Genomic DNA, 23,110 nt, shown 5'->3' with positions numbered 1-23,110 from the left:
GTCGTGTGCTTGACATACGGGTGCCTAAGTCATGGAAGCTTAATCAGCTATTATGTTGCACTATTTCGTAATTTATTGAAATTAATTGCGGAATAGTGCTTCCTTTATTTATGATTGCCTGCTATAATTAAAATTAACAAAATAGCCACCGAGGAATAGAGATGCATCCATATACAGGAGATTACACCGAACAGCGTAAAAATGAAGAATTTAATTTTACATACTATACCTTCACACCTCGTCCATTGAAAGGTGCTACACTTTTTAAATTGGATGATGAACTTGCCGCGCTTTTGGTCGAGGCACATCACAACCTTGGGCGATTAGAAGGTTTGCTTCAGTATGCGCCAAATAAAAACTCGTTTTGTGAATTAATGCGCTTAAAGGAATGCACCTATTCCAGAATGATAGATTATGATGCACCAGATTTTAGTGATATATTAGTTAGAAGAGGCACCGGTAAGGGTGATATAGAACCTATAAACAATTTGATGTCAGCTTATAAAGTAGCAGCTGGTATGCAGTTTGTAGCTCAAGATTACAGCAAAATATGTGGCATCACGTTATATGGTGATAAACCAGAGCAACAAATAGGTATCCGTGACACCCAAACATTTTTGCAACGTGCAGTATCAAACTTAAAAATCTATAACCCAACGGCTCCAGAGGCTGTTTTACCGTCATTGGCCGACATTTCTGCTTATCTCTATGACAGTGAAGATGATCCCCTGATTCAAGCTGCGTTGGTACACTATCAGTTTGAAATGATACACCCATTCGAGAAGTATAATGGGGTTGTTGGACGTATCCTAATATTCATGGTTCTGCAAAAAATCGCAAGCAAAGCGTTGCCTGGACTGTGTCTATCTGAACACCTGTTCTTCAATAAAAACGAGTATTTTGATATACTCAGCACAACACAATACAGTGGTGGTTATATACGTTGCATTAAGTATTTCATACGGATTATCAATGAAGCTGCTCAAACCAGTGTGGCACTGCTCAAGAAATATGAAGAAACAATTAAGCTGGACGAGGAAAGGTTAAGGGCTGAAGTACCACAAACAAGAAGTTTTTGGAACGTGTATGAGTACCTTAAGGCTTTCCCTGTTACAAGTATTCCTATTGCGGCAAAGCATCTAAACTTATCATACAATTCTATTTCTAAAGCATTTGCTACATTGCAAAAGTACAATCTAATTATGCAAGAAAGCGATGCCACAAGAAATCGGGTATGGAAGTACGCCTGTCTTGATTTTATATATACATTCCCAAGCATCAATCAAACAATATGTGACTAGTTTTGAAAAATAATACATGTGGGGGCAGAAAAATGAGTGAGTTGCTAAATGGCATATTTGAATGCCTTGATATAAATAGCAGTACCGGTTTGGCTACAGAAGACAGTTTGCAGAGCATGAGCCCCTTTCAAAGACTATTCTATACACAAGTTCATGAAAAGATAGGGATTGACGCCGTATATTTTCTTCGTGATACAAATGGGATTGCCAAAATTCCGCTTATCTATTTTTCCGTTATCCAGAAATATGATGCAAAACAAGTTGCAGAGTTGCATCGCCTTTCGTGGAATCTCGGAGAGGCTCCGCTGCTATTTGTAGTAACTCCGGATGAGATTTTAATTTATAATAACTACGCGACCCCTCAAGCCACTGAGAACGGAAACCTTAGCCCCACCGCAGGAATAATTGAAACATTAAGCTTGACCAATGGATTGGCTTCACAACGGCTTGCACTACAAAAATATCATCGCTCATTGCTTGAAAGCGGCGAATATTGGCGGCAAAGTACGATTAGATTTGACATCCAAAGCCGGGTGGATGCCACATTAATGTCAAATTTGAGGACAATGCGAAGAACGCTGATTAATCAAATCAGCAAAAGATGTGATAAGAGTAAGGAAACGATCACGAGCATAGTTCACTCTTTGCTCAGTCGGTCGATTTTTATTAAGTACCTGGAAGAACGAAAAGATTCAAACGGAGAAACAGTATTTCCGCAAGGCTTTTATTCCAATTTTTTGGAGTCAGCAAAACAGTATACCGATGTGCTAAACAGTAAAGATGCAACTTATAGCTTGTTTAGAACACTTAAAGAGAAGTTTAATGGTGATACACTGCAAGTCTCAGAAATTGAAATAGAGATTATTACTCAAAATGACTTGGATGAGCTTCGCACATTTATTCTAGGCGATAGCGAATTAGAGAGCAAACAACTCGCGTTATGGCCATTTTATAGTTTTGACATTATCCCCATTCAATTGATCAGCAGTATCTATGAGCTGTTTTTTCACCTGTCAGACGAAGATGATGAGAAGGGCACGTATTATACACCTCTCCACCTTGTCAACTTGGTCATGGATGAAGTATATCCGTGGGAAGGCGAGTATAAAGATACATCCTTTTTTGATCCATCATGCGGTTCGGGCATTTTCTTAGTTGAGGCATACAGAAGACTTGTTTGTAGATGGATGTCCCAAAATGATGTTCATACGATCAACTGTGATCAATTGAATCTTCTCTTGAAAAGCAGTATCTTTGGTGTAGATATTAATGAGGAAGCTATTCGAGTTGCCTCGTTTAGTCTTAGCTTAGCCATGTGTGATTTTCTTGATCCACGAAGCATCTGGGATAAGCTTTCATTTCCGCGTCTATTAGATAACAACTTGATTTCAAGTGATTTTTTCGATAAGGATAAATCCTTTAATAACAGAAAATATGATGTCATTGTCGGCAATCCGCCTTGGCAGAGTAACATTACTGGAAAAACAAAAGAATACTTGGAAAAAACAAATCGCGTAATAGGTGACAAGCAAATTGCGCAGGCATTTTCTATCAAGTGCTCAGAGTTGTGCAAGCAAAACGGAATCATTTGCCTCCTTATGCCGAGCAAAGGATTGCTTTTTAATAGGTCAGATAAAAGCAGGACGTATAGGGCAAATCTGTTTTCCGATAACAACGTCCTAGCGATTATTAATCTATCAGTGTATAGAAAATTCTTGTTTGATCACGCTAGTGGACCTGCTGCTGCCATTATCTATACTCCTAAAAAGGAGGAGGTCATTCAACCAATAGTTTATTGCACGCCAAAGCCAATTTACACGATTGAAGATATTAGGAGGTTTTCTATTGATCCTACCGATATATGTAGAATACCCCGTGACATTATTGATGACGATAGGATCTGGAAAATTGCAATGTGGGGAGCACCTAGAGATCTTGAATTAATAGGAAAACTGCAAAGTACTTTTGCACCTATGGCATCATTCATTGAAGAAAATCACATGATAACTGCCGAGGGATTCAAGAGAGGAAATAGAAAGCACCAATGTTGTGACTTCGAAGGTCTTCCATTGGTTGAAGCCAAATCCTTTAAACCATATTATATTTCATCCGACAAACTCCCAACGGTTGATTTTGATGATTTTGAGTGCATAGTTAAGAATGCTAGAGAAATTTTCAAAGCTCCACACCTAATAATAAAACAGAGCCACAAAAATGGGCAATTCCTTTCTGAGGTACTAGATTACGATGCTGTATTTAATCATAGCCTTTTGGGGATTCACGGTGAAATTGAACAGCTTAAGTACTTGAGCGTGATAATTGGCTCAAGAATATTTTCGTACTATCATATCCTTACAAATAGGAAGTGGCTAGTAGAACGGGACGAGTTAGAGGCCGGGGACATCTGGCAGACACCAATCCCAAAACCTAACAATGCCGAGCTTACAGAAGCTTGCAACATCTTCGATAAATTAGTGAAGTCCCCAAAAGAAAATTACCTGTTGGAACAGTTTGCGCGAAATATGTATCGGTTAAAGGAATATGAGTGCTATCAAATAGATGATGTTATTGACTATGTTTATGACTATTTCAAGAATAAAAGGCGTTCAGTATCTTTTTCCAGACCGAGCATTGATAGCTACAAACTATATTACGCTTCTGTAAAAGGAGTGCTGACTAGGACATTTGGAACTGACGTGGGTTTTTCTGGAGACCTATATATTGGCGATGCCCCACTATCTGTGCTTGTGTTGAATGTTGAGCATCCCACTACAAAGGATCTAAATGTTATAACTAACAATGATCAGCTTAATGAAATACTCCTAAACTTGGACCGTTCATTGGTAGATAATCAACAAATGGTTTTCGTGAGAAGAAACCTCCGCATTTATCAACGAGAAAAGATTTTTATTGTTAAACCAGCACAACGCAAATATTGGACATATTCTGCCGCCTGCAGAGATGCAGATGAAATATTCGAAGATATTTCCAAGGCATGGAGGTGATGTAATGAGCAGTATAAGAAATATAACGGCATCCTCAGCTGTGCCGGACGATTTGGCAAAGCGGCTTGGCCCTTCTGGAGTCAACGAAATATTATTGACTTTATGGCAGGGTTATCATGACATAATTGCGGATACAAGCATCACTATCACTGAAAATACTGAAGAAGATGATATTACGCAAGAATGGTATGGTAAAATTTCGCTTCGATGGACCAGTGAAAATAGAGCTACTATCCTACGAATAAACAGCATTGGCCCAGTACATCAATACCAAGATCCCACATTAAAGAAGGGGCGTGGATACAAGCCCACGATTGATTTTTGTTTTCGTGATTGGGATACTTCAAACAGTTATTTTGGCGCAGAATGCAAGAATCTATATAATCACAAGAAAGATAAAATCAAAAGATATGTCGAAACAGGAGTTAAAAATTATACCTCAGGACGGTATGGTTCACAGTCATCAGAATCTTCGATTATTGGGTATGTGTTAAGTGGTAAGATTCCTGAAATTGTAGCCGAACTTGTTTCTGAAATTGCGAAAGTTACGCCAGTAAGCAATTTGTCCCGAGAGTTACGCTATGTGGAACCGCAGTACTCTTCACAGCATACGCGGGATCTTGATAATCAGGAAATAACCATACATCACTTGTTTTTTGATTTTTCGCATTAAGATACATACCCAATATTTAGAGAATATGGTTTCTACTTATTATGTGCTACTTGTTATAGATAAGCAGTAAAAAGCAGAGAACTCAAGCTATTAAATCCATCTTGGTAGCTTGGGTTTTCTGCTTTTCAGAATTATATTTTTTGTCGTGTGCTTGACATACGGGTGGCGGAGATCGTGGAAACGGATTTTTTTCAATCCGTGGTTTTTCAATACAATCTCAAAATGCTGTGTGATGAAGTTTGGTTTGACAAGTTCGCCCATTGCATTTACATAGATATAATCCAGATATTTTTTGCAATAGGCTGCACCGCATACCTTTTGATTGACAAGCTGCTCTTGTTTCAAGCGTCGCAGCAGTTCTTCAAAGGGTGGGACCAAAGGCAGGGTCCGGTAACTGGACTTCGTTTTCGTTCGGTCCTTCTGTACGGTGATGTTCTTGCCATCCACATTGACTTGCGTAACGGTGTGCTTTATGCTGATTGTCTTTTTTTCAAAGTCAATCGCATCCCATTTCAGTCCGACTACCTCGCTCCGCCGCAGTCCGTAAAATGCGGCAAGAATAACACCCAGCTCAATGGGGTCGCCCTTCACAGTCTTGAAAAGGATTTCCAGCTCTTGTTGGTTGTAAATCGTCGCAAGATATTTGTCTTTCCGGGGCCGCTCCACACGGTCAGCGGGGTTTGACTTAATTAGTCCGATCTGGAACGCATACTGCAAGCATTTACGGATGTTGGCATGGCGATGGATTACGGTATTAGCCGTAAGCCCTTTACCAAGCTCAAATTGATAGTAGTCCTGGATGTGCTTGGGGTGCTTCTCCAGGTCCTGCAAGGTGAGCATTTTGTCTTTGAAGTACGGGACAATGCTTCCCTTGATGGAATTGGCGTAGGATGAATATGTGGTCAGCTCGACGCTGCTTTTCATCATTTCCAGCCATTCCAGAATAAAATCGGTAAAGAGTATGGGAGCTTCATCTGCACACGGGTTGATATGAGCCACAGGGTTTTCCTTCAGCCATGTCAACTCAACGGCGTATTGAAATGCTGCCACGATTATCTCGTGGTATTGCAGCAATTCCTGCGAAGAAGCCTCGTGTTCCTGTCTTTCATAGCGATAAAATGCCTCCAGATCGCGTCCAGACATTTTGAGCAAACCAATAGGATGTTTCTCAAAGAATGGCTCAATCTGACTTCTAACATCGTAGGCATATTCCGCGTATGTACTTGGGCTAAAGGAAAAAGCGTTTTCTTTCAGCCACTTATTCAAAAAAACATGAAACGGCATATCTGCGTTTTCCAGCAGATTTTCGGGGTTAAATTCTTTTCGGGTCTTGAGCAGCATTGCTTCAGCCCGTTTTTTATTGCCCTTTACGGCAAGTCCGGTGCTGATGGATTTGCTTTTCCGTTTACCGTCAGCACCTTTCCAGCTTAATATCATCTGGAAATATCCATTTTGTTCTCTCAGGTGGCCTGCTACCATCATCATTCCTCCTTTTTGCAGCAGCTATATTCACCCGCTGTTGACGGTAGCGTGAAGCCGCAATGGGCGAAATGCTTGCAGCTATTTTTGCTGGCTTCATAAGGAAAATCACTGCCGTGTCCGGGGATCGTTCTTTCATGTCACGGCAAAAATCAAAGCCGTTTCCATCCGGCAGGTTAACATCAAGAACGATTAAATCATAGTCCTGTTTTTCACAAAGCCGTTCTGCAACACTTTTACTTAAAGCGGCCTCCACCTCATAGCCAGCGGCAGAAAGATTATAGCAAAGAGTTGTATTCAAAAGACGGTCATCTTCGACCACTAAAATTCTCATGCGCTCACATCCTTTCTCTGATTATGATAAAAAAGAAATATCGCAGAAATCTCACAAAGAAGCATTCTTTTTGCGCTTATCTATTGGCTTATTGGCACTTTTAGGTATTAACCAGATTGTGGCCACTTTTATTGCACCCTCAATCCGATTAGCTGAACAATAATAATTTATCTGACGGGCAGAAACTCCCCATTTTTCACTTGCCTCTTTCAATGTCATGTAGTCCATTTTGGCACCTCCTGCAATTCATTCCATTATATTTCCGTTACTCGAATAATACAAGCCTACAACCATGCTATCGAAAAGAAAATCGGTATAATCATACCGGAAAACCGGAATGATAAGGTTATTCCTCAAATCAAACCGGAACGATACAATATTATTGAGGTGAACGATAATGCCGATTGACGATTTGACAGCCTTGGGAGACGCACTCCGAGCAGCAAGAAAAGAGAAAAATCTGACGCAGGAACAGCTGGCTGATAAATCCCATGTTTCTACCAAACAGATTGCCGATATTGAGAAAGCCAGGAGAAATCCTTCCTATCTGATTTTGAAAGCATTGGCAAAAGCGGTTCATCTTTCACTGGACTCGCTTATGTACCCGGACCTCACGCCGGACGAAGCAGGGCAGAATGAGATGAAGCTGCTGTATATGAACTGTCCGCCGGAGATGCGGGAAACCTTGTTGCACCACACTCGTGGATTTGCAGAGGAACTAAAGGAACTTTCCAAGAAACTTGAAACAAAGTAGGCCAGTGAGCGAAATTTGAAGGTTTCGTCACTGGCTTATTTTATTCCTACGGGAAAGAGGCAAGCAATGCCCCTGGATAGCCATTCGGCTCCCGGCGCTGCTTGTTGAGGGTATCCCCCAAGCCCCCATGAACGCAGAATTTCATTCTGCGGCTGCGCGTTCTGCGAACGCTTTAGGCCACGATCAGCTCACCGCTGCTCGTGGCCTTTTTCTCTTTCGGTATCGTGTTCTGCCTCCATGTTTAAGAGCCGATCTACATTGGCCTTTGCTGCCAGCAACTCCCGCATTTCCTCACGGGAGCGCCGGTACTCGGCATAGGTCTTTTTCTTTTCCTCCAGGAGCTGGGCATACTCGGTTTGCAGTTCCTTAACTTTGGGCGGCTTCTTGACCCCCATATCATCAAAGGCATTTTTTGCCGCCTGATGGAGCAGGATTTCTTCCTCGTGTTCTTGGCGAAATTTCTTGGAGTAACCGGCCTTCCGGTAGGCCACATAGGTGTCACGAGTTTTGGCATAGTTGATGATATGGGTCCGCAGCACGGCGATCTCTGCCATACGATTTTCCGCTACTTTAATTTTGGCAGATAGCTCATTGTGGTGGGCCGTAGCTGCCGCAGCCTTTTCCTCCAGAACCGCATACTCCAACAGGTTATGCTCCGTGAGATAGTTTACGGTCTGTGCCATCTGTTTCAGATTAAAGACCTTGGCCCATCTCGCATATCCGGCACCTTTTCCGGCCTGGAGCTTTGCCTGGATGTCAACCAGCAGATTGACCTTCGGCGGATCTGCTTGCTTGACCGTCTTCCGACGGGGCGTATGCTTCTTTTGTCCGGCGAGGACAGCCAGCAGGTCCTCCAGGGTGTAGCCGTCGCCCAAACTGTCCAGGCGGGACACTTTGCCCCAGCCGGGGAGCTTCAAACGGTAGGATTTGCCGCGCTTGGATACTTCGCAGCCGGATTCCCGGAGCAGCTTCAGCAGCTCGTCCAGGTCATCAGGCTTTTGTGCCAGGGCGTTATCTATGGCAGCACGAAGCAATTCCCGATGGGAGGGCTTCGCCTGATCGCCCAGCCATTGGTCGTAACTTTTGCCGTGGGGCTTTGGGTTCTCGACAATGGACAGTCCGTTCTCAATGCAGATGGTGTCGCTCAATCGACGGACGGCTTTTGTGCTGCCCCAAAAGTTGCGAAACTTCCGGTCACAGTCCAGGTCGACCGAACTCCAAATGATATGATTATGGACATGGGCCTTGTCAATGTGGGTACAGACGATAAAGGCGTGTTTTCCCTTGGTGAACCGCTTGGCAAATTCCACGCCCAGCCGGTTGGCTTCCTCCGGGGTGATTTCCCCAGGGCAGAAGGACTGGCGGACATGGTAGGCGATCACATCGTCCGCTCCACGGACCCGTCCGGTGGCGGCGATATGCTGGCGCTTGGCCAGCATGAACTCGGCGTCGGCTACACGGCTGTCGCACTCGTAGCCGGTGATGAGCCTGCCGTGGTCTGTCTTTTGCGGATTTGCCACATAGTCAATAATCGCGCTGATGGCACGGCTCTCGGTCCGGCCCTTGCCGATATGCAGCGGCATGATGCGTGTGGTTGCCATGAAGTTTCCCTCCCTTCAAAAAATGGGCAGCCTCAGCTGCCCATCTCGTCACGGTATGAAATAATCTGTTTCTTTTTCTGTTTGGCGCACCGCAGCGTAGTGGCAGCTCCACCCCAATCATGGAGAACATAGGCCACCACCACATCGGCGGACTCTACCATCCAGCGGTTCCTATGCGAAATTGCAAAACGGCGCGGTACAGTCTCCAGCGGTGGGTACACCGTGCTATCGTAACCGGAAGTGTCTCTCCCGGTGTTAAGATAGGCCAAGACAAGAATCAGCTCAATCTGTGGATACCGCTTTTTCTGTGATCTCAGAACAGACGCTGCCAAATTGTCAAAAGCTCCATAGCCACCCAGGTAAAAGGTAGTCGCGCCTTGCTCAATCAGTTTCTGCGTAACATCACATAACCAGTTCTCAATTTTCTCGCTCTGCGAAATCTGTGCATGACCGCAAAAGGTCACTGTCATAAAAACACCCCTGATTCCATCATAGCGCAAATAACGCCATTGGTACAGGTACAGGGACTAATTTTCACACGCCTGCCCATATAATAACTTTAGTACAGGGACAGGGACGGTGAGTGCGATTGAAGCTAAATCAGGCGGTCAGCAGACGCCTTTCAGAATTGCTGGAGGAGCGGAAGATGACGCAGTATCAGCTGTATATGAAAAGCGGCGTTCCCAAGTCCACCATTGGCAATATCATCAACTGTTCTTACGATTCTGTAAAGCTGCGAATCATCCATGAGATGTGCCAGGGGCTGGGAATTGGAATAGACACCTTTTTTGCTTCGCCACTTTTCAAGGAAGATAATCTGGAACCATAAGACCTCCGACGAGCTTCGCCGGAGGTCTTATCATAATTGTGTGCCTCATCCACAAACAGCCGATCCACGCCTAGTTGCTCGAAAGTCACCACATCGTCCTTACGGCCCTCGGCCTGGAGCTTTTCCAGTCTGGCCTCAAGAGATTTCTTGGTGCGTTCCAGCTGCTTGACTGTGAAACGCTCACCGCCGCTGTGCTTTACCTCGGCAATTCCCTCGGTATCTCATGACGCACAGTCCCGCAATGGAACATGGCGGATTGAAAATGGGGATAATGTGCTGATCGGGAACAGTGAAATCGAACTGTGGTGGTGCATAATTGGGGCCATCTGGCCGAGCAGACTCAGGCAGATACAGAGATGCAGATGTAGCGCCGTGCTGCGCCCGGTGGGCCGCTGTGTGCGGCTTTCCGGCGGCGGAGGGCTCCATGCCCATCCTAGCACAAAAACGCCCGCAATGGCCCGATTTCTGGAGCGGTACGGGAGGACGGAAACGAAGCGGGAGAAAGCCCCGACGCTCCTTGTGCGCCGGGCCATCCACAACTGCCCGCAGTGCGGGCAGTTTCCGGCCTTTGGACAGGCCGTTCCTTTGGCGGGAAAAACGGCGGAGGAACGCTCTCTTTTGAAAAAATGCCGCTGTTGCAGGGGTTTTACAGCGGTTCTACCATCGAGAGGAGGTAGTATGGTCAAGGGAAAACAGAAAGCGACAATCTGGCTGACTCCTTCCGTAAAGGAGCAGATTGAGGTCACATTTCGGACGGACAATTGCAGGAGTCAAAGTGAATTCATTGAAAAAGCGGTGGTGTTTTATCTCGGCTATCTGAGTACGAAGAACGCCGCTGCGTTCCTGCCCGGGGTACTCGCTGCCGTACTGACTGGCACGCTGGATCACTTCGCCGGGCGCATGGGTACGCTGCTGTTCCGGCAGGGCGTGGATCTCCATGTGCTGTCGCAGATCATTGCCTACGACACCGACATCGACGAAGGTGAGTACCAGCGTCTGCGTGGCAAGGCCATCCGGGATATGAAGCGTACCAATGGACGCATCTCGTTCCAGGACGCGCTGGATTTTCAGAAGTCGGTGTAACCTATGGTGAAGCTCGTACAAAAAAGCGGTTACATCCGGGCGGGAAAGGCCGGCGGATATATGGCGTACATTGCCACCCGGGAAGGCGTGGAGAAGCTGTCCGGCAACGGTCCGGTTACCAAGGGACAGCGGGAACTGATTCAAAAACTGCTCCATGACTTCCCCGATGCTGCGGAGCTGTTCGAGTACGAGGACTACTGCAAGACCCCAACACTTGGAACTGCCTCCGCATTCATCACCATGGCGCTGGATGCAAACCTTCATGAGATGAATTCAGAGAGCGGGTATCTGTCCTACATCGCCACCCGACCTCGGGTGGAGCTGCGCGGCGCCCACGGCCTGTTCAGTGCCGCCGCCGCGGTGAATCTTGACGCGGCGCGTGCGGAACTGGAGGCCCATATTGGAAATGTATGGACGCTTATCTATTCCCTGCGCCGTGCGGATGCCGCTCGTCTGGGATACGACAGTGCGGAGGCGTGGCGTGCGCTCCTCATGATGCATGCGCCGGATCTGGCCAGGGCCATGAAGATCTCGCCGGATCACTTCCGCTGGTATGCTGCCTTCCACGATGAGGGCCATCACCCACACATCCATATGATGGTCTGGTCAGACAATCCCAAGGAGGGCTTCCTGACCAGGGATGGCATTGCGGCTATGCGCCCCAAGCTGACCAACACCATCTTCCGGGATGAGATGAATCAGATTTACGAGCGGAAAGATGTGGCCTACAAAGAGCTGGTCGAAACAGCCCAGGACACCATGCGGGAGCTGATCCGCAGGATGAATCACCAGCTCTGCGACAATCCGGTCATCGAGGATACGATGCGCCAGCTGGTGCAGGCGCTGGAAAACACCACCGGAAAGAAGCAATACGGTTATCTGAAGAAACCGCTGAAAGCTCTGGTGGATGGTATCGTGGACGAGCTGTCCCGACAGCCGGAAGTGGCGCAGTGTTATGAAATCTGGAATCAGATCCTGGACGAGCTGAGCGAGTGCTACGGCAGCCGCACACTACGGGAGCATCTCCCGCTCTCTCAGCAGAAAGAGTTTCGCAGAATCAAGAACGATATCATCCGGGAGGCCGAGAACATCCGTCTCGGCCTCCCGACGTTTGAGGACAAGGATATGTGTGACGAACCGGTGGGGGAGGCGGAGCAGCCAACATACGGTACATGGGAACAGGCACAGCGCTACCGTGCTGCTAAATCCGTTCTGCAGGATGTCTATGCGCTGGATGAGGAACACGCAGAAGCGGTTCGGGAGTTGGAGCAGCTCTGGGCAGAGGGATATACGATGGCAGCCCACCAGCTGGGTAAGTTCTACCGGGATGACCTCTCCACCATGCGGGACCATGAAAAAGCCGAGCGGTGGTTTCGATTGTCCGCAGAAGCCGGAAACGACTTCTCGGAATATGCCCTCGGAAAACTGCTCCTTTCCCGGAAGCGCACAGCGGAGGCAATGCGATGGCTGGATAAAGCTGCCGAACATGGGAATCAGTTTGCCCAATACCGCTTGGGGAAGCTCTACCTCACGGGTGAGTCTGTGACAAAGGATGTAGCAAAGGCTCTGGCGTACCTGACCGCTGCTGCCGGACAAGGAAATCCATTTGCACAATACACCTTAGGAAAGCTGTATCTTCTGGGCCGGGATGTGGAACAGGATCGGGAGCAGGCCAGAGAGTGGTTCACCCGCTCGGCTGATCAGGGCAACCAGTACGCGCAATTCTTCCTCGACCGCTTCGACCAGTTCCGTGATCCGTCCGTGATGCTGGTGGCAACCAAACTGCTCCACCATATGGGTAGAATCTTCCGGGACAATTCTGCGCCGCCCCATAACCCAGCCGGAATCCGCATTGACTCCAAACGGCGTAGATATCTGATGGAAAAACGGTTGGCCCTGGGTCACAAAGCCGATGACCACGAGGAGCAGGAAATCTCTCCAACCATGCAGAACTGACAGATTGGGTATGTAAAAAACCGGACACATATGTGTCCGGTTCGGAGCGCTTCGATTGCTCATTTGAGTTCAATAAAACTGGTAATCATGTCCACAGCTTCGGCGGTAATATCCTCTGGTGCTTTTTCCTCAAAGGCGGCACGACGGCTCCGCAGATCCAGCATCCGAGCTTGGTCGCAGAGAATCACGCCATCTGTTTTGGTGCGTCCATCCAGCCGAAGGTGAAATGGATGGCCGCGATCTGTGTGGGTAATGGGACAGACCATGGTCAGACTGCTGACACGGTTAAAGAGGTTGTTGCTGACCACCAGCGCTGGCCGACGGCCCCGCTGTTCATGTCCTGCCTGGGGATCAAAATCCAGATAAACGATATCGCCTTGCTCAAATACCATCACCATAGTTCCTGCCCCTCCGGCTTACCCCAGTCTACTTCTTCAGAGTCAATGGTTTCAATTTCTTCTATGGGTTTGCCGTAAAACGCGGTCAGTCGTTCTTCCAGTGAGCGGTGCTGCGGCTGCGCAGCTTTTTGAATGCGAATCCCATTCTCCAGCTGTACCAGCTCTACCCGGTCGTTTTCCCGCAGGCCGATGGCATCCAGAAGCGCCTTGGGAATCCGCAGCCCCTGACTGTTGCCCCATTTCTGAATGGTTGCGTACATGGTGCGCACCTCCTTTACAACTATAGTATATACAAAGTATAAACTTATATCAAGCCCAGATTATGCAGTACAGAACAAAAAGGTGAGGAGTGAATCAGATGTCAACGTATATTCACTTTACAGAGGAACAGAAACAACAGGCTGCATCGGTGGATCTGGAGGTGTTTCTCCGATGCCATGGCGAAAAACTCCTGGCTTCCGGCAGAGAAAAGCGTCTGGCCAGCGACCACAGTGTCACCGTCCGCGGCAACGAATGGTATGACCACGCCGAGGGCCGGGGCGGTCATGCTGTCAGCTTTGTGCAGCGTTTCTACAACCTTAGCTACAAGGCGGCACTGTACGCCATGGAACTGCTGAAACTGGAATTTTCCGACGATGAGCAGGTGGTGTGCATCAGCGAAAACGATGCCTGTGGCGTGGATGCTATCCAGGCTCTACTGGGGTGCAGCATTGGTAAGGGTAATCTGTTGTTTCACTTACGGGGCAAGCAGGCATTCTCTTTCTACAACCGTAGGACGGGGAATTCGGTTCGGCTGGTGTTGAAACCCCGGCCGGAGGGCATGAGCCGAGAAGAGTCCTTTGCCTATTTACAGGGCAAGGAGCCAAAGGAACTGTTTGAGGTGAAGCCGGCTGTGATTACACTGCCGGAACCGGCTCGGCTGTTCGATTCTTATGTATGTGATTGTTGTGGAGAAACCACAGGAGCGAACTGGATTCGCTTGGCCGGAGACAAAAAACTGTGCCTCGACTGCTATCCGAATTATAATCGGTTTGAGGTTTGAGGTTTGAGGACCAACAGGTTGTGTAACACCGGCCACAAACGCATAACAGGTGGGTAAAACCACCACTTGATCAATGGTTTTATCCGCCTGCAAAGAACACGGTTGAGAAGAATGATGTTTCTTGACTTCTTGGAAAACTATTATATAATGATGAGTAAATTCATAGTTTGCTCCGACTTTTGTGGCAACGGCGCGTTTTCCGACGAAACACGCCGAACCGTTCTGCTGAACAAGGGAATTGGGTGAAACTCCCAAACACGTTTCCGACGACCAAATCGGTCCCGGACTCTGTAGCTGTGAGCATAGAGTGTCTGTTTTTTCTGCGAAAGCAGGTCACTGGCGGGCTGTAATGGCTTGGCTGGGAAGGCGAAACAGAGGCGCGGATGCACTGGTCTGCATCGGGATATGCAAGTCAGAAGACCTACAAAATGACGGATGTCATTTCTACTGGAAATAACACCCGTTTTGTCTGGAAAAGCGGCAGCATCTGCTGCCGCTTTTTTTATGGATTCAGATGGGGGGCAGATCGGGGTAGAGACGTTCCCGCTCCCGCAGGTTGGCCAGGAGCAGCGCGCAGAGAAACTGTGCCAGCTTTTCCGGAAGATCCGCTTCCGGGAGTATGGGAAAATCGCAGTGATAGTGCTGCTGGATCTGACGCAGAAGATGGTCGACCCAGTCCCCAGCCTCCAGTTCTGTCAGCATACCTGCGCGGCGCTGATCCTCCAGATGGATATAGAGCGCCGTGGCACTCACTAAGAAAGAATCTTGGTCAAGCTTTTCCAAAGCCCTGTCCAATGCAGCGCGCTGTCCCGGCAGCTGTGCCAGACATTTGGCTGACAACGCTTCTGCGGTGATACCGAAGCGATGCAGTCGACGGAGGACGGAATGCTGCTCTCGGGCACAGAAACCCGTTTGTCGGAACAGTGCTTCCGTGACGGCTTCCCGGACGGCCAATGCCGCCAGCTCTCCAAATTTGAAGTGCTTTCCGGCGTTCAGCAGCATACCGTCTTCTCCGATGCCGCAGATGATGACCATGCCGTCGGTACCGGTCCCCGTGGCAAGCTCCTGCGAAACGCTGCTGCCCTGCATCAAGTCCCGGAGCACGGCGGTCTTGGCTTCGGTGGCAGTCATGATCAGTTCAGCCATGGCGCCGGGAGAGAGGGGACGGTCTGTGACCAGGAATATGTTGATGGTCCCGGGCGGCACAGGACACGGCGCACCGTCAGTCTCGGTCAGAAATGTAGGATCACCCGCACAGAGGGCGTTGACGTCGGCGCCGCCGGAGACTGCGGCGGTGATTTGCAGATCCTCCCACCGCTTGGTGATGACGACCATGTTGTCAAGATTTGCCGCTGTGTCCAGACCGGTGGAATGGTCCGGGTCCAACCCCAGCCGTCGAGCCACCGCACGCTGGTGCTCCCGCAGTGTATGGCCTTCCATGGGCTGGCATACACCCGCGGTGCCGCAGTCGCAGTAATTGAATGCAGCGATCAGATCGCTTCGCATTCCGCCGCCGTTGGCCCCAGTGGACAACACCATACGGGGGCCGGAAAAGCGAAAAACAGCGGCCTGTTCCGTACAGGTAAGGCGATCGCCGTTGCACAGTTTAAAGTTGCGTTCCATACATCTTTATCCTCCGGGATTCTCTGAGATGTTCTGTATGGATTATACCAAATAACTGCACACAGGAAAAGAAGAAAGGAATTGTTTTCAATGAAACTTCGAACCGCACTCGCCCTTGTGATGATCCTGCTGCTTTTGACCGCCCTGACTGCATGCGCTCCCGCGGAAACTACGGAGCTGGATGCGCAGTCCCAACAGACGCAGGAAACTGCGAATGACCGCCCAGACACCGACCGCAGCGGCAATCCCATCACGCTGCCGGATCAGGTGGACAGCATCATCTCCATGGCGCCCTCTGCCACCCAGACTCTGCTGGACCTGGGGATGAAGGACAAGCTCGTTGCCGTAGACACCTATTCTGCCATGTATTTCGGCCTGGAGAATCTGCCGACCTTCGATATGATGGAGCCAGACACGGAGCAGATGGCCGTTTTGAATGCAGATCTGATCTTTACCACCGGTATGAGCGCCTCCACCGGCACAGACCCCTTCAAGCCCCTGCGGGACGTGGGTGTCTGCGTGGCGGATATTCCGTCTGCTTCCGGTATCGATACCATGCTGGAGGATACCCGGTTTATTGCGGACTGTGTGGATGCTGAGGAAATCTGCGAGGCTCTAATCGCGCAGTTCCAGAAGGAACTGGACCAGCTGTCTGAGATTGGCGCAGGTATTCGGAACAAAAAGCGTGTAGTAGTGGAGATCGCCTGTGCTCCTGATATCTATACTGCCGGTAGTGGTACCTTTATGCAGGAGATGCTCACAGTTATCGGGGCGGAGAACATCTTTGCTGACCAGGAGGGCTTTGTCTCCGTAACGGAGGAATCGGTAATTGCGCTGAATCCTGATGTGATCCTGACCATGGTGGACTATGTGGAGGACCCGGTAGGGGAGATCCTGGGTCGGACTGGTTGGGAGAATGTCACCGCCGTGGCCAATGAGGATGTGTATCTGGTCAACACCAATGCGGTGTCCTTGCCCAACCTCCATGTGATCGACGGCATGAAGCAGATGGCCAAGATGATCTATCCCGACGCCTACGCAGCCATCGAAGATCCCTTTGCCGCGGGTGACGCTGCATGAAGCGGACAGGTAAGATCCTCCTTGCGGTCGCCGCGGCCCTGCTCATTCTCATCGGCAGCATCGCCATAGGCTCTGTGAACCTGACGCCTGGACAGGTGGTGGCCATTTTGATCGCCAAGCTGTCTGGAGAACCCGGAACCATCGATCCCAACCTGAGCTCCATCGTCTGGGGAATGCGATTTCCCCGAGCGGTGCTGGCTTTCCTGACCGGCGCGACCCTGTCTGCCAGCGGCACGGTCATGCAGTCCATCCTGAAGAATCCTCTGGCCTCCTCCTATACGCTGGGTGTTTCCTCCGGCGCCAGTCTCTGCGCGGCGCTGGTCATGGTCACAGGATTTACGATCCCGCTTCTGGGACTCTTTACGCTGCCGGCAGCCGGATTTATCGGCGGCCTGGCCACGGTGTTTCTGGCCCTGGCCTTTGCATCCCGGCTGGATGGCAAGATGGAGAACCAGACGGTCATACTGGTGGGTATGGTGTTCTCGTTGTTCGTCAACGCCATTTTGACGCTGCTCACCGCCTTGTCCCGGGAGCACCTGCAGCAGATGGTCTTCTGGCAGATGGGCGGCTTTTCCGGCCGGGACTGGTCCCATGTGGCGGTGATGTTCCCGATTCTTGTAATCTCCATGCTGGTACTGCAGCGGTTTACCCCGGAAATGGACATCATGAGCTTTGGTGAGGAACAAGCCATGTCCATTGGTGTGGACCTCAAGCGGGTGAAATTGATCCTGATCGGAGTTGCCGCACTGCTGACCGGTACAGCCGTTTCCCTGGTGGGCGTCATCGGCTTTGTGGATCTGATTGCGCCCCATATGGTGCGCCGGATATTTGGATCGGCCCACCGGCTGGTGCTGCCCTTGTCGGCACTGTTTGGTGGTGCATTTCTCATGTTGGCAGAGCTGGTCTCCCGCACGGTGCTGGCTCCAACCATCATTCCCGTGGGAGCCGTGACGGCACTGGTGGGCGCGCCGTTCTTTGCCCTGGTGTTCTTCCGCGGCAGAAAGCTGAAATGAGGTGATTGATCCATGCTGCATCTGAAAAATGTTTGTGCGGGATATGGAACTGGAGACGTCCTGCACGATATTACCTTTGACCTCCCGTTGGGGCAGAATCTGTGCATTCTGGGGCCCAACGGCTGCGGCAAAAGCACATTGCTGCGCACCGTTGCCGGTCTCCTGGACAGCCGGGGCGAGCTGACGCTGGATGGCAAGTCCATTGCCGCCATGCGCCGGCCGGAGATCGCCTCCCATATGGCCATGATGAGCCAGATGAGCACCGTTTATTTTTCCTTTACCGTGTATGAAACGGTGATGATGGGCCGGTATCAGAAGCTACGCCGCGGGTTCTTTGCGTCGCCCTCTAGGGAGGACAAGCGGTGTGTAGAGCAGTACCTTTGTGCTACCGGCTTGGAGCCCCTGCGGGAGCGGCAGATTTCTGAGCTGTCGGGCGGCCAGCTTCAGCGGGTGTTTCTGGCCCGGACATTGGCCCAGGAGCCGGAGATCATCCTGCTGGACGAGCCGACGAACCACCTGGATCTGAAGCACCAGACAGAGCTGGTGGCCTATCTGAAAAACTGGTCCCAGGAGAAGGGGAGGACCGTCATCGGCGTGCTCCACGATATCAACCTCTCTCTGATGCTAGCCGATCAGCTGCTGTTTCTGAAAAACGGCGCTGTGGCCGGGATGGGATCGGCCAACGAGGTATTAACGAGAGACTTTCTCCGTGGGGTCTATGATATGGACGTAGCCTCCTATATGATGGACTCTCTCCGGCGTTGGGAACAAGTCTCTTGACGTTTGCCTTTCCCGGTGCTACGATACGCATAGAATTTAATATAGAGAGCTTTGTGGTTTTCGTGGCCTATCGATCAAGATGCGCGGCGCGGAAACTGGACAAGGGAACCGGGTGTGAATCCCGGACGGTAACCGCCGCTGTAAGCGCTGAGGTCCTATCCGTTGGTGAAAGCCAGTCATTGGGGCAACCTGAGAAGGCAGGATATGGACGCAGGAGGACACCTCCATAAGCGTAAGTCAGAAGACCTACAAAGAGACAGGATCTGTTGTCCGCAGGGGCAGTGGATTCCTTTTGGTACGCAGAAAAACGGCTGCGGCGATCCCATGGATTGCCGCAGCCGTTTTTTGAACTGATTGGATAGGAGATGAATGCTCATGGAAGGAAACCAATACAAATTTTTTTCACACAAGCAATGTGAATATTTTCCATGCCACCCAACACAGGACCCTGAATCGTTTAATTGTCTGTTTTGCTTTTGTCCACTGTATGCTTTGGGCAAGGCCTGCGGAGGAAATTATCAGTATTTATATAATGGCCGTAAGGACTGCAGCGCATGTACGATCCCCCATCAAAAAGACCGATATGACGACATCATAGGCAAGTATCCTGAGCTGGAAAAAATGATGAAAGAATCAGAACAGCCATAGCGTATGAAAGTGCCTGGATATGTTCTTGACACGTCTGCAAAAATCGGTTACAATACGGGCTGTGAGCAGGTCATATGCTTGACATATGCCAACTGACAAGCCGGTGTGAATCCGGCGCAGTCTTACCTCTACTGTATTTGGCTCCGGCCATAAGCCAGGATTGTCAGCCTGCTCCATGGTAATTGATCAAGGTGGTATCCATTGCCGATTTTTGCAGCCATGCCCATGTTTGGGGATGGCTGGAGGTTTTGTGCATTTCATGTGTTCAAAGCTTCTATTTGCAGGGATCGGCAATGGATATCTGCTTTTCCGGCAGACGCCATTGTCTGCCGGATTTTTTATTTTTCGGATTGGCAGCAGGTCCCAAAGTCGAAAGGGGGTGTAGACCGTTAGCAAGCGAAGGCAGGCTCGTCCAGCAAAATTGACACCGCAAGAGCTGGAGCGATATCGAGATACCATACAAAATTTAGCACAGCAAGCCCAAACAAAACGAACAGATGGGGAGAACCAGGAAAAGGAATTGCGCATGCTTTATCAATCCTTTACCTTGTCCAGCGGCATTGGTAAAGCCATCTATGCCAGCTATTCTGATCAAGAGCTGTTGGATGTTCTGCGAGAAGCGGCCATTCGTATTGGGCGTGCACCAACGCAGGGAGAGATTTTTTTTCTGTATCGGATCTATCTGAAAGCCCGGTTTGGCACTTGGCCGGCAGCGCTGCGGGCAGCTGGAATGCGGCGATTACCAGTACCGGATCTAACGATCCCAGATTGGGAGCAAATGCTGCTGGAACGGCCGGATATTTGTAATGCATTGGAGGATGTTACGCAACGCAGATGCCGCCTCGGGTATCCGCCGCGCAAGCGGGATGTACCGCAAGCCAAAGTCCTTTGTGAGCGATTCCGCTCTTGGGAAAATGTAATTGCTGCCGCAGAAGCATTTCAAACGTGGCAGATGGAAAGGGGGAACTCTGTTTAAAAGTAAATAGGGGAGCATTTGTTGTGGCCCTGTCTCGGCAGTAGCAGAGGGAGGGATGAACAAGGGAATCGGGTGAGAATCCTGAACGGTAACCGCCGCTGTATGCGCTGAGATACCGGATCGTTGACGAAAGTCGGTCACTGGGAAACTGGGAAGGCAGATCCGGCGTCGTGGGGAAGACCCTGCAGGCGTGAGTCAGAAGACCTACAAGGAATGCGAAGCGGCCGCAACGCGGCCAACCATGGGAAAACGGCTGTGGCGATCATTGGGATCTGTCACGGCATTTTTTATGCCCTGACAGAGCGACAGTCAAAGGAGAATTGGGAACCTATGAAAAAACGTATGTTAAGCATACTGCTGGCGCTGTCTCTGCTGCTCGGCATGGCTCCGGTGCATGCGGAGGCCGCGTCGGAGAATGGCACCGCCGCTGTAGAGACAGAGTACCTCCTGCATACAGCCGGTGCGGAGAGAGAAGCAGAGTGGGTCATTGATGACCAGAATGCGCTGCAAAACATGGGGCACGGCGCGTATAAACTCGGTGCAGATATCGAACTGCACGAATGGACTGCCATCGACTTTTCCGGCACGTTGGACGGTGATGGCCACACCATCACGTTGGCCGGTCAGCCGCTGTTCAATGAGCTGAGCGGTAATGTGCAGAACCTGCTGTTGGACGGCGCAGTGGAGGTAGAGAATGCAGCCGGAGCGTTGGCTTTTGCCATAGATGGCGGTGTGGTGAATAACTGTTGGTCTGGTGTTGAGACATTTTCTTATAATGTCTCGGCGGGGTTTGCTGGAACCATGACGGGCGGTACCATCAAAAACTGCCTCTTTACCTATGATATAGCAGAGTACGGTATTGCCACCGAGTCAGATGGTGCATCCCGTATTGGGGTCAATCCCAAATTCCGTGTAAACACCATTTAAGGTGCGAATAGAGCAAAATTTATTCAGGGCGGTAGCCGGGGAAATCCGGCTGCCGCCGTTTCGCCTTTTCAACAACATAACGCCGGTGGTGGCGGATGTCAAGGGTGGCGGAGCCGTTCAGCTTGTCACTGACATCCGGCCCCGGCGGTGTTACTCGGGCATACGCTCGGCAAAATAGATGGCCATCTGAGCGTGGATCAGGCTCCAGTCCTGCCGCCGCCCAGTCCACTTTTTTGTAATGTCCATCATGGCCAGATATCATAGCCAATAATGAGATAGTCTACCAAATAAAGCGCCAATCGTACCCAGCGCCCAGCAGCGCCCAACTGGTCAAAAACGCTGGAACCCAAAGTTTGCAACGCCAGCAGCAATACCGTGGCGGTCAGGATTCTTCCCAACATAATTTTCTGTTTCTTTGTCATGCCGCTGCTGGGCCGCTGACCAATCAAGAGAAGGATAACTGATAATACGGCTACTACGATCAGCAAGCCGCTTTCAATCATTTCTTGCATATCATTCTTTCCCTTCTATAATTGCTTATTTGTTTGTTAAAAAAAGTGCCCCTTCCGCCCGTAGCGTCTGGGGCACCTGTGTGGAATGGGTCTTATAGGAAGATCTCGCAGTCAGGCTCCACCTTCTTGCAAGCCTTCTGCACAGCAGCCATCACACTGGCCGGCTCCTGACCTTCAGCAAATTCCACGATCATCTTCTGGGTCATGAAGTTCACAGTAGCGTTCTGCACGCCGCTGGTCTTGCGAGCTGCGTCTTCCATCAGGTTGGCGCAGTTAGCGCAGTCTACTTCGATCTTATAAGTTTTTTTCATTTTGGAAAACTCCTCTCTTAATTTGTTCCTGTTACCAGAACAATTAAATCGTTGTTTAATTGTGTCTTTATCATACTTGGATAAACTGGCTTCGTCAATGCTTTGGACGCACATCCTGCCGTTTGGGTAAAAGGTTCTGCTACTTGGGAAAATGCAGCTTTTATGGACACATTTCAATGCATTGACAAAGGGGCGAGATATAACAACATCGCCATGCAAAAAAGGTTCTGACACGGAAGCATAGCTCCATGTCAGAACCTTGTTCTGCTTCACAAATTATTTTTGGGGGTTGCGTCGCCCGGTGTTTTCTGAGCCACGCACTTCCTCATGGTAAAAGTAATCCACGATTATGGGGTGCCCAGGCTCTGCTCGTCCGTAGGGCAGCTCGTTGTCCACGAAGGGACAGCTGTATTCTTTTGCCAGCCGCTCCGCTTGATCCTCCAAACCATGGAAATAGCTTCTGTCTCCCTTGTTGTAGATCGCGTCGTACAGCGGAACCAAGTCAGAATATTTTTTACGAATATAGTCCAGGATGTCTTTTTTGAATCCGCCTCGCAGATTTAGATTTTCTAGCCATATCAGGTCACATTGGTTTCTGACCTGATGGAAGATAGCCTCAAAATCTGTGATACCCGGAAAGACAGGGGCAATAAAGCAGACAGTGCGAATACCCGTGCCCCCATACCCGAATTGACGGACAGAAAAATCAGTCGTAAACTGGAATAGAAAGGGGCGAAAAAAATGGAACAGCAAAAGGACAAAAAAGGTACGCCGCCACCTCGCTA

24 protein-coding genes, 2 pseudogenes and 3 riboswitches are annotated in these 23,110 nt (G+C 49.6%); of the genes and pseudogenes, 14 read left to right on the top strand and 12 right to left on the bottom strand.

Annotated features, from left to right (window positions below):
* Positions 1 to 161: 161 nt before the first annotated feature.
* Genes ACTQ33_RS00130 through ACTQ33_RS00120 form a run of 3 tightly spaced genes read left to right on the top strand, consistent with a single transcriptional unit; the run spans position 162 to position 4,979 of the window.
* Complete coding sequence (locus tag ACTQ33_RS00130) at positions 162 to 1,301, top strand: Fic family protein (RefSeq protein ID WP_441461043.1); 1,140 nt, start codon at positions 162 to 164, stop codon at positions 1,299 to 1,301.
* A gap of 32 nt (positions 1,302 to 1,333) precedes the next feature.
* Positions 1,334 to 4,306, top strand: a complete 2,973-nt coding sequence (locus tag ACTQ33_RS00125) for an HsdM family class I SAM-dependent methyltransferase (RefSeq protein ID WP_441461041.1) — start codon at positions 1,334 to 1,336, stop codon at positions 4,304 to 4,306.
* A gap of 4 nt (positions 4,307 to 4,310) precedes the next feature.
* Positions 4,311 to 4,979 (top strand): hypothetical protein, encoded by a 669-nt coding sequence (locus ACTQ33_RS00120; protein ID WP_441461039.1) that lies wholly within the window; start codon positions 4,311 to 4,313, stop codon positions 4,977 to 4,979.
* Between the two features lie 90 nt (positions 4,980 to 5,069).
* Here ACTQ33_RS00120 and ACTQ33_RS00115 read toward each other — a convergent pair whose 3' ends face one another.
* From ACTQ33_RS00115 to ACTQ33_RS00105, 3 genes are read right to left on the bottom strand one after another with little or no spacing between them, the layout of a single operon-like run.
* Positions 5,070 to 6,464, bottom strand: coding sequence for a tyrosine-type recombinase/integrase (locus ACTQ33_RS00115; RefSeq protein ID WP_441461037.1), 1,395 nt, complete (start codon positions 6,462 to 6,464; stop codon positions 5,070 to 5,072).
* On the bottom strand, positions 6,391 to 6,792 hold the full coding sequence (locus ACTQ33_RS00110) for a response regulator (RefSeq protein WP_441461035.1): 402 nt from the start codon (positions 6,790 to 6,792) through the stop codon (positions 6,391 to 6,393). The genes ACTQ33_RS00115 and ACTQ33_RS00110 overlap by 74 nt, the downstream gene beginning before the upstream one ends.
* 51 nt (positions 6,793 to 6,843) lie before the next feature.
* Positions 6,844 to 7,020, bottom strand: coding sequence for a DNA-binding protein (locus ACTQ33_RS00105; protein WP_441018264.1), 177 nt, complete (start codon positions 7,018 to 7,020; stop codon positions 6,844 to 6,846).
* A 169-nt stretch (positions 7,021 to 7,189) separates the two neighbouring features.
* Between ACTQ33_RS00105 and ACTQ33_RS00100 the strand changes: the two genes are divergently transcribed.
* Positions 7,190 to 7,546 (top strand): helix-turn-helix transcriptional regulator, encoded by a 357-nt coding sequence (locus tag ACTQ33_RS00100; protein ID WP_441461033.1) that lies wholly within the window; start codon positions 7,190 to 7,192, stop codon positions 7,544 to 7,546.
* Positions 7,547 to 7,734: 188 nt separating this feature from the next.
* On the opposite strand, the gene ACTQ33_RS00095 is transcribed toward ACTQ33_RS00100, so the two are convergent.
* Together ACTQ33_RS00095 and ACTQ33_RS00090 are read right to left on the bottom strand one after the other, a co-directional pair.
* Positions 7,735 to 9,147 (bottom strand): relaxase/mobilization nuclease domain-containing protein, encoded by a 1,413-nt coding sequence (locus tag ACTQ33_RS00095; RefSeq protein ID WP_441461031.1) that lies wholly within the window; start codon positions 9,145 to 9,147, stop codon positions 7,735 to 7,737.
* Between the two features lie 32 nt (positions 9,148 to 9,179).
* Positions 9,180 to 9,617, bottom strand: coding sequence for a hypothetical protein (locus tag ACTQ33_RS00090; protein ID WP_441461029.1), 438 nt, complete (start codon positions 9,615 to 9,617; stop codon positions 9,180 to 9,182).
* Positions 9,618 to 9,730: 113 nt separating this feature from the next.
* Here ACTQ33_RS00090 and ACTQ33_RS00085 point away from each other — a divergent pair, with 113 nt between their 5' ends.
* On the top strand, positions 9,731 to 9,976 hold the full coding sequence (locus tag ACTQ33_RS00085; RefSeq protein WP_275533054.1) for a helix-turn-helix domain-containing protein: 246 nt from the start codon (positions 9,731 to 9,733) through the stop codon (positions 9,974 to 9,976).
* A 28-nt stretch (positions 9,977 to 10,004) separates the two neighbouring features.
* Here the strand turns inward: ACTQ33_RS00085 and ACTQ33_RS00080 are convergent.
* Positions 10,005 to 10,194 (bottom strand): annotated as a pseudogene (locus tag ACTQ33_RS00080) (hypothetical protein); the annotation flags it as partial.
* A gap of 460 nt (positions 10,195 to 10,654) precedes the next feature.
* Between ACTQ33_RS00080 and ACTQ33_RS00075 the strand changes: the two are divergent.
* Complete coding sequence (locus ACTQ33_RS00075; protein WP_441461027.1) at positions 10,655 to 11,059, top strand: hypothetical protein; 405 nt, start codon at positions 10,655 to 10,657, stop codon at positions 11,057 to 11,059.
* A gap of 3 nt (positions 11,060 to 11,062) precedes the next feature.
* Positions 11,063 to 13,015: a MobP3 family relaxase gene (mobP3, locus tag ACTQ33_RS00070; protein ID WP_441461025.1), complete on the top strand. Its 1,953-nt coding sequence runs from the start codon at positions 11,063 to 11,065 to the stop codon at positions 13,013 to 13,015.
* A 59-nt stretch (positions 13,016 to 13,074) separates the two neighbouring features.
* On the opposite strand, the gene ACTQ33_RS00065 is transcribed toward mobP3, so the two are convergent.
* Positions 13,075 to 13,413 carry a type II toxin-antitoxin system PemK/MazF family toxin gene (locus ACTQ33_RS00065; protein WP_441461023.1) on the bottom strand — a complete coding sequence of 113 codons (339 nt, stop codon included), beginning with the start codon at positions 13,411 to 13,413 and terminating at the stop codon, positions 13,075 to 13,077.
* Complete coding sequence (locus tag ACTQ33_RS00060; RefSeq protein ID WP_441461021.1) at positions 13,407 to 13,673, bottom strand: AbrB/MazE/SpoVT family DNA-binding domain-containing protein; 267 nt, start codon at positions 13,671 to 13,673, stop codon at positions 13,407 to 13,409. Before ACTQ33_RS00060 ends, ACTQ33_RS00065 begins: the two co-directional genes overlap by 7 nt.
* A gap of 98 nt (positions 13,674 to 13,771) precedes the next feature.
* Here ACTQ33_RS00060 and ACTQ33_RS00055 point away from each other — a divergent pair, with 98 nt between their 5' ends.
* Positions 13,772 to 14,455: an FmdE family protein gene (locus tag ACTQ33_RS00055; protein WP_441461019.1), complete on the top strand. Its 684-nt coding sequence runs from the start codon at positions 13,772 to 13,774 to the stop codon at positions 14,453 to 14,455.
* Positions 14,456 to 14,618: 163 nt separating this feature from the next.
* Positions 14,619 to 14,898, top strand: a riboswitch (cobalamin riboswitch).
* Positions 14,899 to 14,965: 67 nt separating this feature from the next.
* On the opposite strand, the gene ACTQ33_RS00050 is transcribed toward ACTQ33_RS00055, so the two are convergent.
* On the bottom strand, positions 14,966 to 16,078 hold the full coding sequence (locus tag ACTQ33_RS00050; protein ID WP_441461017.1) for an adenosylcobinamide amidohydrolase: 1,113 nt from the start codon (positions 16,076 to 16,078) through the stop codon (positions 14,966 to 14,968).
* 90 nt (positions 16,079 to 16,168) lie between these two features.
* On the opposite strand from ACTQ33_RS00050, the gene ACTQ33_RS00045 reads away from it, so the two are divergent.
* The 6 genes from ACTQ33_RS00045 to ACTQ33_RS00020 all read left to right on the top strand — a co-directional run bounded on the left by ACTQ33_RS00045 (position 16,169) and on the right by ACTQ33_RS00020 (position 21,502).
* Positions 16,169 to 17,158 (top strand): ABC transporter substrate-binding protein, encoded by a 990-nt coding sequence (locus tag ACTQ33_RS00045; RefSeq protein WP_441461015.1) that lies wholly within the window; start codon positions 16,169 to 16,171, stop codon positions 17,156 to 17,158.
* On the top strand, positions 17,155 to 18,171 hold the full coding sequence (locus ACTQ33_RS00040; protein ID WP_441461013.1) for a FecCD family ABC transporter permease: 1,017 nt from the start codon (positions 17,155 to 17,157) through the stop codon (positions 18,169 to 18,171). The genes ACTQ33_RS00045 and ACTQ33_RS00040 overlap by 4 nt, the downstream gene beginning before the upstream one ends.
* 12 nt (positions 18,172 to 18,183) lie before the next feature.
* On the top strand, positions 18,184 to 18,951 hold the full coding sequence (locus ACTQ33_RS00035) for an ABC transporter ATP-binding protein (protein ID WP_441461011.1): 768 nt from the start codon (positions 18,184 to 18,186) through the stop codon (positions 18,949 to 18,951).
* A 36-nt stretch (positions 18,952 to 18,987) separates the two neighbouring features.
* Positions 18,988 to 19,219, top strand: a riboswitch (cobalamin riboswitch).
* Between the two features lie 107 nt (positions 19,220 to 19,326).
* Positions 19,327 to 19,599, top strand: coding sequence for a cysteine-rich small domain-containing protein (locus ACTQ33_RS00030; RefSeq protein ID WP_441461009.1), 273 nt, complete (start codon positions 19,327 to 19,329; stop codon positions 19,597 to 19,599).
* Between the two features lie 526 nt (positions 19,600 to 20,125).
* A complete protein-coding gene (locus ACTQ33_RS00025) occupies positions 20,126 to 20,575 on the top strand; it encodes a homing endonuclease associated repeat-containing protein (RefSeq protein WP_441461007.1) in 450 nt (149 codons plus the stop codon).
* Positions 20,576 to 20,579: 4 nt separating this feature from the next.
* A riboswitch (cobalamin riboswitch) is annotated at positions 20,580 to 20,801 on the top strand.
* A 104-nt stretch (positions 20,802 to 20,905) separates the two neighbouring features.
* A complete protein-coding gene (locus ACTQ33_RS00020) occupies positions 20,906 to 21,502 on the top strand; it encodes a hypothetical protein (protein ID WP_441461005.1) in 597 nt (198 codons plus the stop codon).
* A gap of 245 nt (positions 21,503 to 21,747) precedes the next feature.
* Here ACTQ33_RS00020 and ACTQ33_RS00015 read toward each other — a convergent pair whose 3' ends face one another.
* From ACTQ33_RS00015 to ACTQ33_RS00005, 3 genes and pseudogenes are all read right to left on the bottom strand, one after another.
* The gene (locus ACTQ33_RS00015) at positions 21,748 to 22,014 is read right to left on the bottom strand and encodes a hypothetical protein (RefSeq protein ID WP_441461003.1); all 267 of its coding nucleotides are present in this window, start codon (positions 22,012 to 22,014) and stop codon (positions 21,748 to 21,750) included.
* A gap of 92 nt (positions 22,015 to 22,106) precedes the next feature.
* Positions 22,107 to 22,325, bottom strand: a complete 219-nt coding sequence (locus ACTQ33_RS00010) for a cation transporter (RefSeq protein ID WP_058966170.1) — start codon at positions 22,323 to 22,325, stop codon at positions 22,107 to 22,109.
* A gap of 276 nt (positions 22,326 to 22,601) precedes the next feature.
* Positions 22,602 to 23,110 (bottom strand): annotated as a pseudogene (locus tag ACTQ33_RS00005) (hypothetical protein); the annotation flags it as partial.

This window comes from Candidatus Avoscillospira sp. LCP25S3_F1 (assembly GCF_052117125.1).
Taxonomy (GTDB): domain Bacteria; phylum Bacillota; class Clostridia; order Oscillospirales; family Oscillospiraceae; genus Avoscillospira_A.
Note: the sequence above shows the minus strand (reverse complement) of the source record. Positions and strands in the feature narration are given on the sequence as shown.

Bases quoted from the DNA above. Each gene is read 5' to 3' on its own strand.
- ACTQ33_RS00130 (WP_441461043.1), top strand. From the start codon at position 162: ATGCATCCATATACAGGAGATTACACCGAACAGCGTAAAAATGAAGAA.
- ACTQ33_RS00125 (WP_441461041.1), top strand. From the start codon at position 1,334: ATGAGTGAGTTGCTAAATGGCATATTTGAATGCCTTGATATAAATAGC.
- ACTQ33_RS00120 (WP_441461039.1), top strand. From the start codon at position 4,311: ATGAGCAGTATAAGAAATATAACGGCATCCTCAGCTGTGCCGGACGAT.
- ACTQ33_RS00115 (WP_441461037.1), bottom strand. From the start codon at position 6,464: ATGATGATGGTAGCAGGCCACCTGAGAGAACAAAATGGATATTTCCAG.
- ACTQ33_RS00110 (WP_441461035.1), bottom strand. From the start codon at position 6,792: ATGAGAATTTTAGTGGTCGAAGATGACCGTCTTTTGAATACAACTCTT.
- ACTQ33_RS00105 (WP_441018264.1), bottom strand. From the start codon at position 7,020: ATGGACTACATGACATTGAAAGAGGCAAGTGAAAAATGGGGAGTTTCT.
- ACTQ33_RS00100 (WP_441461033.1), top strand. From the start codon at position 7,190: ATGCCGATTGACGATTTGACAGCCTTGGGAGACGCACTCCGAGCAGCA.
- ACTQ33_RS00095 (WP_441461031.1), bottom strand. From the start codon at position 9,147: ATGGCAACCACACGCATCATGCCGCTGCATATCGGCAAGGGCCGGACC.
- ACTQ33_RS00090 (WP_441461029.1), bottom strand. From the start codon at position 9,617: ATGACAGTGACCTTTTGCGGTCATGCACAGATTTCGCAGAGCGAGAAA.
- ACTQ33_RS00075 (WP_441461027.1), top strand. From the start codon at position 10,655: ATGGTCAAGGGAAAACAGAAAGCGACAATCTGGCTGACTCCTTCCGTA.
- mobP3 (WP_441461025.1), top strand. From the start codon at position 11,063: ATGGTGAAGCTCGTACAAAAAAGCGGTTACATCCGGGCGGGAAAGGCC.
- ACTQ33_RS00065 (WP_441461023.1), bottom strand. From the start codon at position 13,413: ATGGTGATGGTATTTGAGCAAGGCGATATCGTTTATCTGGATTTTGAT.
- ACTQ33_RS00060 (WP_441461021.1), bottom strand. From the start codon at position 13,673: ATGTACGCAACCATTCAGAAATGGGGCAACAGTCAGGGGCTGCGGATT.
- ACTQ33_RS00055 (WP_441461019.1), top strand. From the start codon at position 13,772: ATGTCAACGTATATTCACTTTACAGAGGAACAGAAACAACAGGCTGCA.
- ACTQ33_RS00050 (WP_441461017.1), bottom strand. From the start codon at position 16,078: ATGGAACGCAACTTTAAACTGTGCAACGGCGATCGCCTTACCTGTACG.
- ACTQ33_RS00045 (WP_441461015.1), top strand. From the start codon at position 16,169: ATGAAACTTCGAACCGCACTCGCCCTTGTGATGATCCTGCTGCTTTTG.
- ACTQ33_RS00040 (WP_441461013.1), top strand. From the start codon at position 17,155: ATGAAGCGGACAGGTAAGATCCTCCTTGCGGTCGCCGCGGCCCTGCTC.
- ACTQ33_RS00035 (WP_441461011.1), top strand. From the start codon at position 18,184: ATGCTGCATCTGAAAAATGTTTGTGCGGGATATGGAACTGGAGACGTC.
- ACTQ33_RS00030 (WP_441461009.1), top strand. From the start codon at position 19,327: ATGGAAGGAAACCAATACAAATTTTTTTCACACAAGCAATGTGAATAT.
- ACTQ33_RS00025 (WP_441461007.1), top strand. From the start codon at position 20,126: ATGCTTTATCAATCCTTTACCTTGTCCAGCGGCATTGGTAAAGCCATC.
- ACTQ33_RS00020 (WP_441461005.1), top strand. From the start codon at position 20,906: ATGAAAAAACGTATGTTAAGCATACTGCTGGCGCTGTCTCTGCTGCTC.
- ACTQ33_RS00015 (WP_441461003.1), bottom strand. From the start codon at position 22,014: ATGCAAGAAATGATTGAAAGCGGCTTGCTGATCGTAGTAGCCGTATTA.
- ACTQ33_RS00010 (WP_058966170.1), bottom strand. From the start codon at position 22,325: ATGAAAAAAACTTATAAGATCGAAGTAGACTGCGCTAACTGCGCCAAC.